General features: G+C 61.9%; 10 protein-coding genes and 1 pseudogene. 4 read left to right on the forward strand and 7 right to left on the reverse strand.

Annotated features, from left to right (window positions below; translation table 11 throughout):
• Window positions 1-16: 16 nt before the first annotated feature.
• The 6 genes and pseudogenes from mdoH to C9E81_RS19330 all read right to left on the reverse strand — a co-directional run.
• Window positions 17-2077: pseudogene (gene mdoH / locus C9E81_RS19305) on the reverse strand (glucans biosynthesis glucosyltransferase MdoH); the annotation flags it as partial.
• A complete protein-coding gene (locus tag C9E81_RS19310) occupies window positions 2074-3618 on the reverse strand; it encodes an OpgD/OpgG family glucan biosynthesis protein (RefSeq protein ID WP_122113997.1) in 1545 nt (514 codons plus the stop codon). The gene C9E81_RS19310 and the pseudogene mdoH, both read right to left, overlap by 4 nt.
• 162 nt (window positions 3619-3780) lie before the next feature.
• Complete coding sequence (ptsP, locus tag C9E81_RS19315; RefSeq protein WP_122113998.1) at window positions 3781-6027, reverse strand: phosphoenolpyruvate--protein phosphotransferase; 2247 nt, start codon at window positions 6025-6027, stop codon at window positions 3781-3783.
• Between the two features lie 68 nt (window positions 6028-6095).
• Window positions 6096-7352: an aspartate kinase gene (locus tag C9E81_RS19320; protein WP_122113999.1), complete on the reverse strand. Its 1257-nt coding sequence runs from the start codon at window positions 7350-7352 to the stop codon at window positions 6096-6098.
• A gap of 112 nt (window positions 7353-7464) precedes the next feature.
• On the reverse strand, window positions 7465-7878 hold the full coding sequence (locus C9E81_RS19325) for a DUF1178 family protein (protein WP_122114000.1): 414 nt from the start codon (window positions 7876-7878) through the stop codon (window positions 7465-7467).
• Between the two features lie 22 nt (window positions 7879-7900).
• Window positions 7901-9106 (reverse strand): 3-deoxy-D-manno-octulosonic acid transferase, encoded by a 1206-nt coding sequence (locus C9E81_RS19330; protein WP_122114001.1) that lies wholly within the window; start codon window positions 9104-9106, stop codon window positions 7901-7903.
• Between the two features lie 432 nt (window positions 9107-9538).
• Between C9E81_RS19330 and C9E81_RS19335 the strand changes: the two genes are divergently transcribed.
• Entirely contained in the window at window positions 9539-10513 is a 975-nt protein-coding gene (locus C9E81_RS19335; RefSeq protein WP_122114002.1) for a glutathione S-transferase family protein, read from the forward strand.
• Window positions 10514-10543: 30 nt separating this feature from the next.
• Here the strand turns inward: C9E81_RS19335 and C9E81_RS19340 are convergent, their stop codons facing one another.
• Window positions 10544-11590 carry a LacI family DNA-binding transcriptional regulator gene (locus C9E81_RS19340; RefSeq protein ID WP_122114003.1) on the reverse strand — a complete coding sequence of 349 codons (1047 nt, stop codon included), beginning with the start codon at window positions 11588-11590 and terminating at the stop codon, window positions 10544-10546.
• A 113-nt stretch (window positions 11591-11703) separates the two neighbouring features.
• Between C9E81_RS19340 and C9E81_RS19345 the strand changes: the two genes are divergently transcribed.
• The 3 genes from C9E81_RS19345 to C9E81_RS19355 all read left to right on the forward strand — a co-directional run bounded on the left by C9E81_RS19345 (window position 11704) and on the right by C9E81_RS19355 (window position 13675).
• Window positions 11704-11892 carry a hypothetical protein gene (locus C9E81_RS19345; RefSeq protein WP_122114004.1) on the forward strand — a complete coding sequence of 63 codons (189 nt, stop codon included), beginning with the start codon at window positions 11704-11706 and terminating at the stop codon, window positions 11890-11892.
• 33 nt (window positions 11893-11925) lie between these two features.
• Window positions 11926-13080: a TRAP transporter substrate-binding protein gene (locus C9E81_RS19350; RefSeq protein ID WP_122114005.1), complete on the forward strand. Its 1155-nt coding sequence runs from the start codon at window positions 11926-11928 to the stop codon at window positions 13078-13080.
• A gap of 88 nt (window positions 13081-13168) precedes the next feature.
• On the forward strand, window positions 13169-13675 hold the full coding sequence (locus C9E81_RS19355) for a TRAP transporter small permease (protein ID WP_122114006.1): 507 nt from the start codon (window positions 13169-13171) through the stop codon (window positions 13673-13675).
• The last annotated feature ends 2 nt before the right edge of the window (window positions 13676-13677 follow it).

Here is a 13677-nt window from a genome sequence, read left to right on the forward strand (position 1 = left end):
TCCAGCGCGTCAGCAGGTCCTTGTTGGACACTAACGCATCAGCCTCGGCCCGGTTCATAAAATTCAGCGCTTCGGATTGATTTGCCGCATTGGCGATTTTGGCGCCGGCGGTGATGCTGGCCAATCGCTCGGAGGCCGGCCTGGCATCCGGAGGGGGCAGCATGGCGATATGCCGGGCCAGAAGCACCGGGTCGCGCCCAAGGCGCAGAATGGAGCCGGGGCCTTCCACGGCACGGGGAAGACGGCGGGTCGCGGCCTGTGCCTCCGCGATGATCGGAGGAGTTTCACGTTCCTCCGGTGTGACCAGAAGGCCTCGCATGCGAGCCCATCGGCCGAAGACCGGGCTGGCCGACAAGCGTGAGGTCAACGGCGAAAGGATCAGTCCCGCAAGGATCGGCGACAGCCAGATGAGCTGTGGAGGCGAAAATTCGGCCAGTACGATCAGCGTTCCCACCCCCAGGCCGACATGGGTCCAGTGACGGCTGAGCACGACACGCCAGGCAGGCATCGACCCGGCCCGCGTCTGTGCCTTCCATCCGCTGTCCCGGCCGCGAAGGATTTCATAGATCTGCCGGGTCTGGGTCAGCATCTGCACGGGTGCGATCAGGGCCGAGAGGATGATCTCGAACAATGCGCTGGCGAAGATATGCACCGGACCGCCGGAATTTTTCGCCAGGGGGCGGGACCATGCGCGGAAGATACCGAAAAATCTGGGCAATAGCAGCAGTCCCATGGCGGTCATGAACAGCCATAGCATCCTGCGGGAGTCAAAGACGGGCCAGTCGGGGAAAAGCTGGTAGGCGTTCGGGAAGTATTCCGGGGTGGACAGGAGCACGGTGGCGGACAGGACGAGGCCGACAAGGATCAGCGCAAGCCAGATCGGACTCATCAGAAAGCCGAATATGCCGATGGCGAAATGCGCTCCGCTGATGGCGCGGGTGCCCCGCATGCCGATCAGGCTGAGATGCTGCAAATTCCCCTGTGCCCATCGCCGCTCGCGCGCGGCCATATCCAGAAGCGTTGGCGGGCATCCCTCGTAACTGCCGCGCAGATCGTAATCCAGCCGGACTTTCCAGCCGGCCCGGCACAGGGCGGCGGCCTCGACGAAATCATGGCTGAGAATCGAGCCGCCGAAAGGCGGTTTGCCGGGCAGGGTGGGCAGTCCGCAGCATTGTGCAAAGGCGCTGATGCGGATGATCGCGTTATGGCCCCAGTAATTTCCGGTATTGCCTGACCATGCCGCGACCCCGCGCGCGATCATCGGCCCATAGACCCGGCCGGCGAACTGGGTCAGGCGGGCAAAGATGGTCTCGCCGCCGACCAGCACCGGCATCGTCTGGATCAGAGCCAGATCAGGCGCGGCCTCCATGCGGGCCGACAGGGCCTTGACCGTTGCCCCGCTCATGACGCTGTCGGCGTCCAGCACCACCATCTGGTCGTAGTTTCCACCCCAACGGCGCAGGAACTCGGCGATATTGCCGGATTTGCGGTCGGCATTCGTTTCCCGGCGCCGATACCACAGGGGCAGAGGTGAAAATTCCCGAGCGGCTGAAATCGCCAGGGTCTCGTCCACTGCAATTGCCGGATCACGCGTATCGGACAGCACGAAGACTTCCGTCCGATTGCCCATTCCCTCGCGTTCAAGCTCGCTCGCCAGTGCCGTCAGCAGCCCGATACTGGCCGCGGCATTCTCGTGATAGATCGGCATGACCACGGCGACCCGCGCCTTGCCCGGTGTATCCGGTGTTTTCGGACGATGCGCCAGAACACCGGCGAGCATGGCACAAAAGCTGAAACCCACCCAAGCGAAAGTCGGCACGAATAACGCAAGCAGCATGAGCTGCATCGGGGTCGGCTTGTCACCGAACACGTTCAGCATCTGGGTAAAGCCGGTTATCGCCAAGGCCAGTGTGCCGCCGAACGCGATCAGCCTCGCCAGCCAGACATTCGGCGCCTCGTAGCCCCGGCGTGGGCCTTTGGGTGGTGGGGCACGGAAATCCTGAACCGGCATGTCCAGCGGCGCCTCGGGCGGCATCGGGGGCAGCCCGACCTTATCCAGCACGGTGGTCACGTTCATGCGGTCCAACGTGTCATCCAGGTTTCGCTTAACGCGACACCATCCTTGTTGGTCAATAGAGCCTGAAGATCGGCGAGTTCCGCGTCTCCCGGTTCGTATTCAAAGGCGAGGCGCAGGACTTCCTGCTCCGGCAGCGGTTTCAGATAGGCATGGACGATCTTTCCGGTCGAGGTGGTCACCTTCGATTCCGGCATCTCCTGGGTAAAGAGGGACAGGTCGAAATCGACGATATAGCTGCGCGTAGTTTCGGAATTGATCGATCGGCCGGACCGCACCTGCCTGATTTTGGCAAGCGGCAGATCATTCGGGGGCAAAGCGGTGAAACTGAGCCGGTAGCGAAATTCGTGCCGCTTGCCCTTGGCCATCGGGTTCTTGGGTACCCAATAGGTGACGATATTGTCGTTGAACTCGTTCTCGACCGGGATCTCGATCAACCGGATTTCGCCCTCGCCCCAATCTGCCTCGGGCTCGATCCAAGCCGACGGCCGCAGGTGATACATCGCCTCGGCGTCCTGAAAATCCTCGAAATCCCGCTTGCGTTGTATCAGGCCGAAACCTCTCGGAGAGTGATCCACGAAAGAGGCGATCTGCAATGTCTTGGGAGAGGACAGGCTGCGCCATAGCGCCTGACCGGCCCCCGTATGCATCTGCAGCCCGTCGCTGTCATGGACGGCGGGACGGTAGTCGTCCACCGTGCGCCGGCTGGCCGGGCTGAACCAGAACATAGATGTCAGCGGCGCAAGCCCGGTTTCGCGCAACTCGACGCGGGGGAACAATGCGACCCGGGTGCGTATCATGGTCACCGCACCGGGATTGACGTCGAACTGATAGGCGCCGGTGACGGATTTACTGTCGAGAACCGCATGGATGCGAACGGTGCCGGTCGCCTCGGCCGGCTCGTGTATCCAGAAATCGGTGAACAGCGGGAATTCCTCGCCATCCGGGCTGCCGGTCTTTATCGCAAGGCCGCGTCCGGAAAGTCCGTAAAGAGTTCCCCGCGCCACGGCACGAAAATAGGTGGCACCCTGGAAAACCAGGAACTCGTCCATAATTCCCGGCTTGTTCAGCATCGTGCGCAGGCGGAATCCGGACCAGCCCATATCGCCCTTGGTTTCCAGATCTGCGCCGTCGGGAAACTGCGAAGGGTCGAATTCTAGCATATGAGGGTCGAAACCCAGCTTCTGCGGAACCCCGTCGCGGACGACGTTGATATTTATCGGCTCGTAGAAGATTGCTCCGGGGGGTAGCAAATCCAGCGCGAACCCTCCGCGTCCCTTCAACGGATCCATATCCCTGCGGAACCGGATCGCGCGATATTGATCATAGTTCAGATCGGCGAAACTTCCGACCTGCTCCGCGACCGGCTGAGTATAGACTCGCGTGGCCCGGTCTGCCGCGATTGCCGCGACTTCCTCGAATCCGAACACATCGAGCGCCGGAGACGGCCCTTCGGACGCGTCCTGCGCTTGCGCATTGGTTGCCACGAACTGGCCTCCGACGGCCAGAGCACTGGCTGCATTGAGAAATTGTCTGCGCTTCATGAGTGGAATTCGATGCCAATAAACCTGTTCATCATACGGATCCTGCCGCATTGCAGCAAGCTGTATAGGCGGTAACACGCTGACCTGCCAGCGGGTTTCCCGGCGAGAGGTAAGAGAGGGAATAACCCAACGTTACTTCATATGAAAGTGGGATATGTTCACTTATTGGCGTGCGAGCCATTCGGTGATCGGGCGGCGCAGATTGGTCAGTCCCGATTCCTGCGCCTCGTCGATGACCTTACGCAGTTCATCGATCGAGACTCGGCGGATCAGGTGCTTGACCGGCCCGATCGAGGCAGGGCGCATCGATAGCCGCCTGATTCCCAAGGCCGCGAATGTCAGCGCCTCGATCGGGCGGCCCGCGTCTTCGCCGCAGAAAGAGAGCGGCACACGCGCCTCTTCGCAGCGCGACACGATCTGGCGCAGCAGCATCAGGAATGAAGTATTGAGCGTGTCGTAGCGGCGGCGGACGCGCTCGTTTTCCCGGTCGGCGGCAAAGAAGAACTGCTTCAGGTCGTTGCCGCCGATAGAAATGAAATCGCACATCTCGAAGAAACGCTTGGGCGCGAATGCCAGCGATGGGGTTTCCAGCATGGCGCCCACCCGGATATCGCTGGGCATGTCGTGGCCAAGCCGCTGTTCCCGGGCCAGTTCGTGCATCAGGATGCGATAGGCGGCCTCGTATTCCGTGATGTCCGAGATGAAGGGGAACATCACATGCAGGGGGCGACCCGCCGAAGCGCGGATAAGCGATTGCAACTGCATCCGCAATACGCCGCGCTTGTCCAGCCCCACGCGAATCGCACGCCAGCCCATTGCCGGATTCGGCTCGTCCTGAGGCTTCATATAGGGCAAGACCTTGTCAGAGCCGATATCCAGTGTGCGGAACATCACCGGCTTGCCCTTGGCGCTGTCCATCACATGGCGGTAAAGCCTTGCCAACTCCGTCCGGCGGGGGACGTGGTTGCGGATCAGGAACTGCAATTCGGTGCGGAACAGTCCCACGCCCTCGGCCCCCGATCCCTCGAGCGAAGGCAGGTCGGCCATCAGGCCGGCATTCATGTAAAGCTGTATCGTCGTTCCGCAGGTGCCGGTGGCAGGCAGGTTGCGCAGGCTGGCATAGCGATTCTGCGCCTCGGCCTGCATGGCGAGATTGTCGCGGAACGCGGCCGTGACGCTGTCCTCGGGGCGCAGGTGCACGATGCCCTGATCACCATCGACAAGGATCGGGTCGCCGTTAAGCGCCTCGGCGGTAATACGACTGGCATGGATGACCAGGGGAATGGCCAATGCGCGGGCGACGATGGCGGCGTGGCTGCCTACCGAGCCTTCCTCCAGCACCACGCCTCGCAGCTTGCGGCCGTATTCCAGCAACTCTGCCGGCCCGATATTGCGGGCCACCAGGATCGGGTCCTCGGGCATCTCGGCACCGGTGTCGCTGCCTTGTCCTGTCAGGATGCGCAGCAGGCGGTTCGACAGGTCATCCAGATCGTGCAGCCTGTCCCGCAAATAGGGATCGGCGGCCAGTTCCAGCCGGGCGCGGGCGGCGGATTGCTCTTTTTCGACCGCCGCTTCGGCCGAGAGGCCCAGCTTGATGTCCTCTTCCATCCGGCGCAGCCAGCTGCGCGAATGGGCAAACATCCGGTAGGTTTCCAGCACAGCGGTATGCTCTCCGCCGCCACCCATATCGGCTGCGGCGACCATCGTGTCGACGGTTTCGCGCAGGCGGTTTACACCATCATGCAGGCGCTGGAGTTCTGCTTCGGGATCGTCGCCGACCGGATTGGCGACCACCACCCGGGGATCGTGAAGCCAGACATGCCCCTCGGCCGCGCCCTCCTGCCCGGTTCCGCCACGGAACATCAGCGGGAAGCGATGCGCCAGGGGCATGCTGTCGGACTGGCTGCCCTGAAAGGCGCCAAGCTCGGTCATCTCTGCCAGCACCATGGCGACGACTTCGAGGCCGTAGACCTCGTCATCGCTGAAAAGCCGCTTTTCCTGCGACTGCACGACCAGCACCCCGAGCCGCTCGCCCACACGCTGGATCGGGACGCCCAGAAAACTGGGGAACACCTCTTCGCCGGTTTCGGGCATGAAGCGGAATCCGGGCGCGGAGGGTGCGTCTGCGGTGTTCACGTAACGCCCTGTGCGAGCGACGCGCCCGACCAGGCCCTCGCCCAGGCGCAGCCTCGTCTGATGGACGGCCTCGACCCGCAGCCCCTCGGTGGCGCAAAGCTCCAGAGTTTCCGCGTCCCGGAACAGGTAGATCGAACAGACCTGCGTGCCCATCGAATCGGCGATATGATGGGTGATCTGGTCAAGCCGATCCTGCCCGCCCCCCGGGGCGGCAAGAATTTCCTTCAGCCGCCTCAGCAGCTTGCGTGAATCGCTATCTTTCCGGTCCGGCATCGCGCCCCTGTCTTTTTTGCCGCGATGGCCCTGTGGGCCGTGCTCCGGATCTTGCGTCCGGTTTCCCCTCAGGCCATCTCCAGGCCAAAGGCATCATGCAGTGCCTGAACCGCGAGTTCCATATATTTGCGGTCGATCAGCACCGAAATCTTGATCTCGCTCGTGGCGATGACCTTGATGTTGATGTTCTCATCGGCGAGCGCCTTGAACATCCGGGCCGCGACCCCGGTCGCGCTGCGCATCCCGATGCCGACGACGCTGACCTTGGCGACCTCGGTATCGGCTATCAGTTCCTCGTAGGAAATCGTCCCGGCTGCCCGCGCCTCCTCCATGACCTTGCGGGCACGCTCGACCTGATTGATCGGGACCGAGAAGGTCATGTCGGTCACCGAGCCGGGGTGATCCTCGTAATCCTTTTCCGAGATGTTCTGCACGATCATATCGACATTCACACCGGCCTCGGCCAGCGGCGCAAAGATCGCGGCCGATATGCCGGGGCGGTCTTCGACCGTGACAAGGGTGATCTTGGCCTCTTCCCGTGAATAGGCGACCCCGTTGACGACTTTCGATTCCATGATTTCATCCTCATCGCAGACCAGCGTGCCGGAATTTTCGTCGGTATCCTCGAAGGAGGATAGCACACGCAGCCGGACCTTGTAGCGCATCGCCAGCTCGACCGAGCGGGTTTGCAGCACCTTCGCCCCCAGACTGGCCAGTTCAAGCATTTCCTCGAAGGCGATCTTTTCCAGCTTGCGCGCTTTCGAGGTAATGCGCGGATCGGTGGTGTAGATGCCATCGACATCGGTATAGATGTCGCAGCGCTCGGCCTCGAAGGCAGCGGCAAAGGCGACGGCGGTGGTATCCGAGCCACCGCGTCCAAGGGTGGTGATCCGCCCGTCCGGCCCCAGCCCCTGGAATCCGGCCACCACGGCGACCTTGAAGCCCTCCTGGAACTTGCGGTCGATATTATCGCGAGGAATATCAACGAAACGCGCTGCCGAATGGGCGTCGGTGGTGTTGATCGGCACCTGCCAGCCTTGCCAGCTCCGCGCCGGAACGCCCATCTCCTGGAGGGTCAGCGCCATCAGCCCGGCTGTCACGTTTTCGCCCGAGCTAACCACGGCGTCATATTCGCGCGCGTCGAACAGGGGCGAGGTCTGCTCGACCCAGCCAACCAGTTCGTTGGTCCGGCCCGACATGGCGCTGACGATAACGATGACATCATAGCCGCGCTCGACTTCGCGCTGAACCTTCTGGGCGGCATTCCCGATCCGCTCCAGGTCGGCCACGGAAGTGCCGCCGAATTTCATTACCAGAAGCGGCATTGCGGGCCTCCAGCCTCAGACTTGTCCATCGGCGCGGCTTTTATGGCTGGGGGCGGAAAACCGCAAGAGGAGATGCGACAGGCCTGCCGCATCAACGCATTTCACTGCGATGTCAATTCGCCTTCTGACGCGGGATGAACGGCAAGGGTGCAACGGGCACTCCGTCCTCGATCAGCTTGCGCGCATCCTCAGGCCGCGCCTCACCATGAATCGCGCGGCTCGGACGCTCGCCCTCATGCATGGCGCGGGCCTCGTCAGCAAAGCGCAGCCCCACATAGTCGGAATTCTTTTCGACATGCTCGCGCAGTTTTTCCAGCGCGACTTCGGCGGGGTTGCGCGGCACATTCAGCCGCTGCATCTTCTCGGCCGGGACCGACGGCGCCATCAGCGCCTTCTCCACGCTTGTGGAACCACATTGCGCGCACGCGACCTGGCCGGAACCCCGCATCGCCTCGAAACCTTCGGACGAGCGGAACCAGCCATCGAAATCGTGACCTTTGTCACAGCGCAATGCATAGCGGATCATGCGAAATCCTCACTTGTATTCCCTATATATCGTGTCGGGTTCCGGGCTTGGCAAGATCCCTCAGCCGGGCAAGCAAGGCCGTCGGATCGCCCGCGCGCTTGTCCAGAACATCCCGGGCGGCATGGCCTATCGCCCGCGCCGCTGCGGGCTCGGAGACCAGCCGGATCATTTCCGCCTCCAGGGTCTGCCTGTCAACCGCGACCGCGCCGCCTGCCGCAGCAAGAGCGGCATAATTGTCCGCGTGATTGCCTATATGCGGGCCGTGCAGGATCGCACAGCGATAAGCGGCTGGTTCCCAGGGAGTATGACCGCCATGATCGGTCAGCGACCCTCCGACAAGACAAATCCCCGCCTCTGTATACCAGCGCGGCATTTCACCCAACGTATCCGCCAGCAGGAGCGGCGCGTTACCGTGACCTTGCGAACGCCGCCGCACCTCCAGACCGCGTGCTGCGATAAGCGCGGCGATGTCGTCGCCTCGCTGCGGATGGCGCGGGGCCAGTATCAGGCGCAGGTCGGGATGGGTTGCGCGGGCCGCTTGCCAGGCATCCAGAATGACCGCATCCTCACCCTCATGGGTCGAGGCAGCCAATACCACGAGATCGCGTGCCGGATCGTCGTCAGGCGGGATGACTTGCGCGGGCGCCAGCAGCTTCAGGTCCAGTTGCGGCAGGATCGCGGCGTCACACAGGCCGAGATGGCGCAACCGGGCCTCGCTCCCCGTGTCCTGCGCCGAAAGTGCCGCGATTCGTCCCAGCATCGGGGCGATCACGCCGCGCAGCCGTGTCCATTTCGCCGCCGAACGCTCGGACATCCGTGCCCCTATCATCGCCTGAGCGATCCCCCGGTCGGCCAGCATGCGTGACCGCAGCGGCCAGAACTCACCCTCGACCGTCAATGCCAGCCGTGGCCTGACAGTATCCAGAAACCTGCCCAGGGCTCCCGGCATGTCCAGCGGTGCCAACCGGGCAGGCAGGCCCCATCCGGTAACCATATCGCGGCCCGTCACGCTATTGGCCGTGACCTGCAGGCGGAATTCGGTTGCCAATGCCTCGATGACCGGGCGGGCAGAGGTCAACTCGCCCACCGAGGCGCCGTGCACCCAGATATCGGCGGCGGCCGGAAACTGCCCCAGAACGAGCCTTTCGCGCAGAGCCTCCGATCCGCCAATCTGTGCGCGCAGCCGAAGAAATGCTTCGGCCAATCGGGTTGTCGCGGCGTAGATCATCGGGAACCCTTGGCTTGATGGCGGAAGTTGGGCGCCGGAGGCAGGCCGAGCTTCGCGAAGTCATCCACTGCAGCCGCTCCCTGAGGTTTGCCGGACTGGATAGCAGTTGGGCCATCTGGCCGCAATCGCGGGAATATCCATTTGCCGCCGCGTGCCAGGCGAGCCCCGGACGGAAACCGACATTTTCTTGCCGTTCTGCCAAGGCGAACGCCATGTTCTGGCGTTGTCATCTGGACCAGAACGCCTCGGGCGGTCATTGTTTCCGTGAAAGCAGACATGAGGCCGTTTCCTTCCGGCATCGGACTATCCTGGGTGAGCATGGATATGAACAAACCGGAAATCGCACGCGTTGCGGTGGCAAGCACCAGCGGAAACGCGGCACGACATAGTGAGGCGATGCCGGCCCGGTCACAACCCTGATGGAGACTTCGCATGGGACAACTCGTCGACGGCACATGGCATGATGTTTGGTATGATACCGAAAGCACTGGCGGACGGTTCCAGCGGACCACGACCTCGTGGCGCAACTGGATTACCCCGCATGGCGCGGCGGGACCCTCCGGCGAGGGTGGTTTTGCCGCGGAAAGCGGGCGTTACCACCTTTATGTCAGCCTTGCCTGCCCTTGGGCACACAGAACGCTGATCTTTCGCGAACTCAAAGGTTTAGCATCGCATATCGGAGTTTCGGTCGTCCATCCGGACATGTTGTCGGAGGGCTGGGAATTCCGCGCTGACTTCCCCGCCGCAACCGGTGACGGCCTGTTCGGCACACGCTTTCTGCGCGAGATTTATCTGCGCGCCCACCCGAAGGCTTCGGGTCGGGTGACCGTTCCGGTGCTGTGGGACAAACATCGCGATACGATCGTCAGCAATGAAAGCGCCGAGATCGTTCGCATGTTCAACTCGGCCTTTGACGAACTGACCGGGAACGGGGATGATTACTATCCGGCCGATCTGCGCCCGCAGATCGACGCGCTGAACGAGCGCATCTATGACACGGTGAATAACGGCGTCTACAAGGCCGGATTTGCCACCAGCCAGCAGGCTTACGACGAGGCCGTTGCCCCGCTATTCGACAGCTTCGACTGGCTGGAGGATATGCTGGGCAGGCAGCGCTACCTGACCGGCGACCGGCTGACCGAGGCCGATTGGCGGCTGTTCACCACGCTGGTCCGCTTTGATCCGGTCTATCACACTCATTTCAAGTGCAACCGGGCATGGCTGCGGGAATATCCGAATCTCTGGGGCTGGACGCGTGAACTGTATCAGATGCCGGGAATCGCCGGGACGGTGAATTTCGATCATATCGTGCGGCATTATCATTACAGTCACACGACGATTAATCCCAATCGCATCATCCCGATCAATCCGCGTATCGACTGGACCGAACCGCATGGCCGGGGCTGATACCGGTTTTCGGCCGAAGATTGACGGGCTTTACGTATTCCTCAGCTTTCCCAGGGATTCGCGATCCATGAACTCGGTCGGCAGGGTGATCGACTCCGGCCGTTTCCCTTCGACGATCCAGCGCATGAGACAGTCGCCAGCCGCGGCGCCCATCCGGCGATGAGGCACGCGCACTGTCGCCAGCGGAGGATAGACGGCTGTCGCAAGTTCGATATCGTCAAAACCCGTGATCGACAGTTCTCCGGGCACGTCGATCCCCAGAATGCGGGCGCCTCTCAGGGCTCCGGCGGCAAGCACGTCGTTACCGCAGATGATTGCAGTCGGCCGATCCGTGCCGGTCAGCAGACGTATCGCGGCGGCCTCTCCGTCATTCAACGAATAGGGGCACTCGGTCAGGTACGCGGGGTGTATCGGGATGCCCGCATTTTCCAGCACCGCAACGATACCCGCGACGCGAGCTTGTGCGCGATCATTGTCCCGCGTGATTCCCGAGATCACCGCGATCCGGCGATGCCCCATTTCCACGACGCGGAGTGCGACCCCTGCCGCAGCACTGGCATTGTCGAAGCCGATTGTCACATGCGGTGTATTGGCAGGGGCTGACCAGAGGATCACGAAGGGAACGCCGCGCGCGTCGAGAAGTTCATAGGCACTTGCCGGACGCTCGCTACCGATCAGCACGACTCCGTCAACGCCGCGCGCAAGAAGGGTTCTGATCTGATCCTCTTCACGGGCAGGCGAATACTGGGATGTCGCCACCAGCAGGGTGACGTTCCGGGCGGCCAGTGTTTCCTGAAGCGCCTGAATTGCGCGTGCGAAAATCGCGTTCTCCATTGTAGGGATGATCGCACCGACGGTGTTGGTCCGGTTCGACGCCAGCGCCTGGCCACCGAAATTCGGGGTGTATCCCAGTTCCTTCACAGCCGCTTCGACGGCCTGACGCGTTGCCTCGCGCACGCGGGCCGGAGAGTTGAGGCTCCGGGAAACCGTGGCCGTCGACACGCCCGCCAGTCGGGCAACGTCCTCGATCGTCGGAAAGCGACGGCTGTAAGTGATCGGGTTCGAGTCCTCGGTCATGGCCTGGATATCCTGCTGTTTACGAATTGTGTGATGTAAGCGCTTGCATGACAAGATGTAAGCGCTTACATTTGTCTTGCCGAGACGATTCGTTTGCATGAGGAGGTGTAACGATGAGGTTGTTCGGAGTGATCGCTTTCACGGCCTCTGGCCTGCTTTTGCTGCTCTTTGTGCTCAATCTGATGCTGGCCGCGAATGGCGGTGCGCTGTTCGGAACTTCCGTGGAAGTGCTGACGCTGTTCGCCGCGTCGGCGTTGTTCGGTCTGGGCACCCTGATACGGGAAGCACGATCGAGAAGCTGATCACAGCAAGTTCCAAAGGGAGGATGCGGAACAATGCCAAAGGAAACGGAGACGACCTGGAAAGCTGCGGCATCGCGCCGCAATTTCATGAAACTCGCGGGTGCCGGAAGTTTCACCGCGGCAGTGCTGGCTTCGGCTGCGGGGACACTGTGGTCCGGCAAGGCTGCCGCACAGATGGCCAACGAGGAGCGCGAACGCGAACAGGCGGCTGAACATGTCATGACGCTTGCGACCGCCTATGTCATGACGGCTGACCGCAGTTATCCGATCATGCAACTCGACCTTAAGGAGAACATCCAGAACACCACGAACGGCAAGGTCTATGTCAAGCTGGCGCCTGCCGGTCAGTTGGGTGCGGCGAACGAGCTTGTGCAGAAAGTCCAGTCCGGGACCATTCAGGCCGCACAACACTCCATCGCCAATTTCGCGCCCTTCGCACCTGTCGTCGACCTGATCAATCTTCCCTATCTTTGCGGGTCGAACCAACGGTTCGTCAATCTTACCTATTCCGATGTCTGGAAAGACAGCGTCCATCCGCGGGTCGAAGCGCGCGGGTTCAAGCCGCTGTTTTACGTGGTGATCGATCCGCGTGTTGTCGCCATCCGCAAGGGGGGTCCCGGGCCGGTCATGACGCCGGGGGATCTTCAAGGGGTGAAGTTCCGTGTTCCCGGCTCTGCGTTGTTGCAGACCTATTACCGGCTGGTCGGCGCCAATCCGACGCCAATTGCCTGGGGCGAAACACCCTCGGCGATCCAGCAGGGTGTGGCAGATGCACTGGATCCGGCAGTCGGTGCGCTTTATGTGTTTGGCTTCAAGGAGATGCTGAGCCATGTGACCTTTACGCAGGCCGTTCCCGATGCGCAGGTCTATTCCTGCAATCTCGAATGGTTCCAGTCCATGCCGGCGGAGATCCAGGAAGCCATCGAGTTCGCCTCCAGGATCACGGCGGCGCAGAACCTGGCAAAGGTTCCTGCCGCACGCAGCTTTGCCATGGCGGAACTCGCCAAGTCCGGCGTCCAGTTTCATACGCTTGGTGATGACCAGCTTGCCGAGTGGAAGGAGGCCGGAGGTTATCAGCGAAGTGAATGGGATGATTTCAAGACCGAGCTGGCGGGCTCCAAGGCCGAGTTCGACAAGCTTGCCGAGGCGGCTGGCACCGAGGCCCGGGCCTATGTCCATGATGCCTGACGGCTGATTGTTCGCGACGCTGCCGAGGCCGGAAACACGCTCGAACCGCAATTCAGGAAAGCCGGTCACGGACCGGCAACGGAAAGCCATGTTCAAAGCACTGAATGATAATGCCGAACGTTGGGCGCTGCTGATCTTCTATCTCATGCTGGTCGCAACGATGACCATAGAGGTGATCCGCCGCGAACTGTTCGCCTACTCATCGATCTGGGGCGAAGAGGTGGTCAGATATTGCTTCATCTACCTGTGCTGGATCGGTGCCGCCGCCGCAGTCCGGGAGCGGGCGCATATCCGTATCGATGTGCTTTTGAATTACCTGCCACCGCGCGGCAAGGCGCTGATCTACATCTTTGGCGATCTCGTGACCCTTGCCCTTGCCCTGCTGGCGCTCTGGCTGTCGATCGAGACGGTTCAGGTATCATCGAAATTCGGCTCGGTAAGCCATGGGCTTCGCGTGTCGATGGTGTGGTTCCTGATGGCGGTGCCGATCGGTTTCTCGCTGATGATTTTTCGTCTTCTGCAATCCCTCTGCCGGGACCTTCACGATCTGCGTGCGGGCCGTCCGGTCTATGAGGGCGAACGCCTGTTCGAGTGAGG

It is taken from the genome of Paracoccus alkanivorans, assembly GCF_003697785.1.
Lineage (GTDB): Bacteria > Pseudomonadota > Alphaproteobacteria > Rhodobacterales > Rhodobacteraceae > Paracoccus > Paracoccus alkanivorans.